The organism is Arthrobacter sp. P1_A5 (genome assembly GCF_056406825.1).
In genome coordinates this window covers 1-2,625 of sequence record NZ_JBFTZL010000300.1, presented here as the reverse complement: position 1 = coordinate 2,625, position 2,625 = coordinate 1, and the positions used below count along the sequence as shown (strand labels likewise).

The window sequence follows — 2,625 nt, the reverse complement described above, 5'->3', positions numbered from 1 at the left end:
CTTGACGATCGCGATGGTCTGCGGCAGGCAGTCGGCGTCGAGGACTGTCTTGCCGTCGTGGGCGGTCTTATTCTTGTTGGCCCGGCGCATCATCAGCACGGCCTCGGCCACGGCGGTGGCTTCATCCAGCAGGGAGGCGTTGGCGATCGGCAGGCCGACGAGGTCCTGGACCATAGTCTGGAAGTTCAGCAGCGCCTCAAGCCGGCCCTGCGAGATCTCCGGCTGGTACGGGGTATAGGCCGTGTACCAGGCCGGGGCCTCAAGGATGTTGCGGCGGATCACCGGCGGCGTCACCGTGTCGTAGTAGCCCTGCCCGATCATCTGCACGGCGGTCTTGTTCTTCGACGCCAGCTTGCGCAGCTCGGCCAGCACCTCGACCTCGCTCAGCGCGCCGTCGAGGCTGAGCGGGCTTTGCTGGCGGATGGAGTCGGGCACGGCAGTGTCCACGAGGCCATCAACGCTGTCGTAGCCGATCGCCTTGAGCATGGTGTCGATGTCGGTCTGGCGGCGCGTGCCGATGTGCCGGTCTGCGAAGGCAGAAGGATGGGACTGAACGGTCATATGGAACTCCAGGGTCGGGCCGGCCCGCAGGACACGGCTGTGGATCAAGTTCCTCCCCGCTCTGTCGTGGACCTGAGAGATTCCGCAGACAGGGGTCTGCTTGCACCGTCGGTGAGCTCGCCCTTCATGATGAAGGGCGAGCTGCTTTCCAGAGTTGCCTCGTCGCGGCGGTACGTGGGCCTGAGAGATTCCTGGGGAGGATTTGCTCCTACGGCGCCCGCATCATTTGCTTGCAGGACTCTCCCGCCGCAGATCAAAAGCGTGTCGCTTGCGCCGTGACCGGGGTCACAGCGTTGTTGCCCTCCATCATTCGGCAGGGCCTGTGCGGCTGACTACAGCAACCTGCCTAATTTTGTCGATACTCTTTATCCATATGTATGAAGGGCCGCTCCAGCGCGCGGACTTTGGACGATTGTCTATACGCAGTGGCAAAACCGCGCAGTTCATTAGTAGACGGGACCGGGGCCAAGCCCTGACCATGGAGTTGCCCGGAAACACCCCGCCCTGGCCCAGAAGGAGCTCTACTGTGACACTGGCACCAGAAGGCCGGAAGATGCTGCGCATTGAGCAGCGAAACGCGGCCACACCGGTGGAACGGAAGCCGGAATGGATCAAGGCCAAGGTCCAGATGGGCCCGGAGTTCGTCCAGCTCAAAAACCTCGTCAAGAAGGAGGGCCTCCACACGGTGTGTGAGGAGGCCGGCTGCCCCAACATCTTCGAGTGCTGGGAAGACAAGGAAGCCACCTTCCTGATCGGCGGCTCCGAATGCACCCGGCGCTGCGACTTCTGCCAGATCGACACCGGCAAGCCCTCCCCCGTGGACATGTTCGAGCCCACCAAGGTGGCCCGCTCGGTYCAGGCCATGGCGCTGCGCTACGCCACCGTCACCGGYGTGGCCCGCGACGACCTCGCCGACGAGGGCGTCTGGCTSTACGCCGARACGGTCCGCAAGATCCACGAACTGAACCCGGGCACCGGCGTCGAACTGCTGATCCCCGAYTTCTCCGGCAAGCCCGAGCACATCGCGGCGATCTGCGACTCCAAGCCCGAGGTCTTCGCCCACAACGTCGAGACCGTGCCCCGGATCTTCAAGCGGATCCGCCCGGCGTTCCGCTACGACCGGTCCCTGGACGTCATCACCCAGGGCCGCAAGCTCGGCATGGTGACCAAGTCCAACCTGATCCTCGGCATGGGCGAGACCCGCGAGGAAATCTCCGAGGCACTGCGGGACCTGCACGAGGCCGGCTGCGACCTGATCACCATCACCCAGTACCTGCGCCCCTCCGAACGGCACCTGCCGGTGGACCGCTGGGTCAAGCCGCAGGAATTCGTGGACCTGCAGCACGAAGCCGACGAGATCGGCTTCCTGGGCGTCATGTCCGGGCCCCTGGTGCGTTCCTCCTACCGCGCCGGCCGGCTCTGGGCCACCGCGATGCGCAAGAAAGGCTGGGAAATCCCGGCCGAACTCGCCCACATCGAAAGCTCCGGAAGCACCCGCCAGGAAGCCAGCTCGCTGCTCGCGGCACATTCCTGAACCCTGCTCTGACACCCTTCCACTTAAGGGCCGGCACCGGATGACTTCGGTGCCGGCCCTTGGCCGTCCATCACGTAGAATTAAGGAACTATGGCGAATTCCCCTGATCCCAGCAACTCCAGCCCGGCTTCCGAAGCTCCGAAGCGCGGTCTTTTCTCCCGTAAGCCCAAGGAAGCAAAGGCCAAGAAGCCGAGCCGGCTGAAGCAGATCGGCGAGGTCTTCCAGATGACCCGCCGCCACGATCCCATGGTTCCCTGGCTCATGTTGCTGGCGTTCCTGGGTGTTGTTGCGCTCAGCCTGCTGGTCGGCTTCCTGCTCGACAACTGGATCACCGGCCTGATCATCGGCATCGCCCTGGGTGCCCTTGCGGCCACGCTGATCCTGTCCCGCCGTGCCGAGCGCGCCGCGTTCGCGCAGATCGAGAACCAGCCCGGCGCCTCGGGTGCCGCACTGGGCACGCTCAAGCGCGGCTGGATCACCGAGGACCAGCCCGTCGCTGTGAACCCGCGCACGCAGGATGCGCAGGATGC

The 2,625-nt window shown here is 64.7% G+C and carries 2 protein-coding genes, 1 pseudogene and 1 riboswitch; of the genes and pseudogenes, 2 read left to right on the top strand and 1 reads right to left on the bottom strand.

What is annotated here, in order from left to right; genetic code table 11:
• Window positions 1-561: pseudogene (locus tag AC1D1S_RS20575) on the bottom strand (glycine dehydrogenase (aminomethyl-transferring)); the annotation flags it as partial.
• Between the two features lie 158 nt (window positions 562-719).
• Window positions 720-817, bottom strand: a riboswitch (glycine riboswitch).
• Window positions 818-1,087: 270 nt separating this feature from the next.
• On the opposite strand from AC1D1S_RS20575, the gene lipA reads away from it, so the two are divergent.
• Entirely contained in the window at window positions 1,088-2,095 is a 1,008-nt protein-coding gene (lipA, locus tag AC1D1S_RS20570; RefSeq protein ID WP_243179468.1) for a lipoyl synthase, read from the top strand.
• A 90-nt stretch (window positions 2,096-2,185) separates the two neighbouring features.
• The coding region (locus AC1D1S_RS20565; RefSeq protein ID WP_476995380.1) for a DUF4191 family protein at window positions 2,186-2,625 on the top strand (440 nt) is incomplete at its 3' end.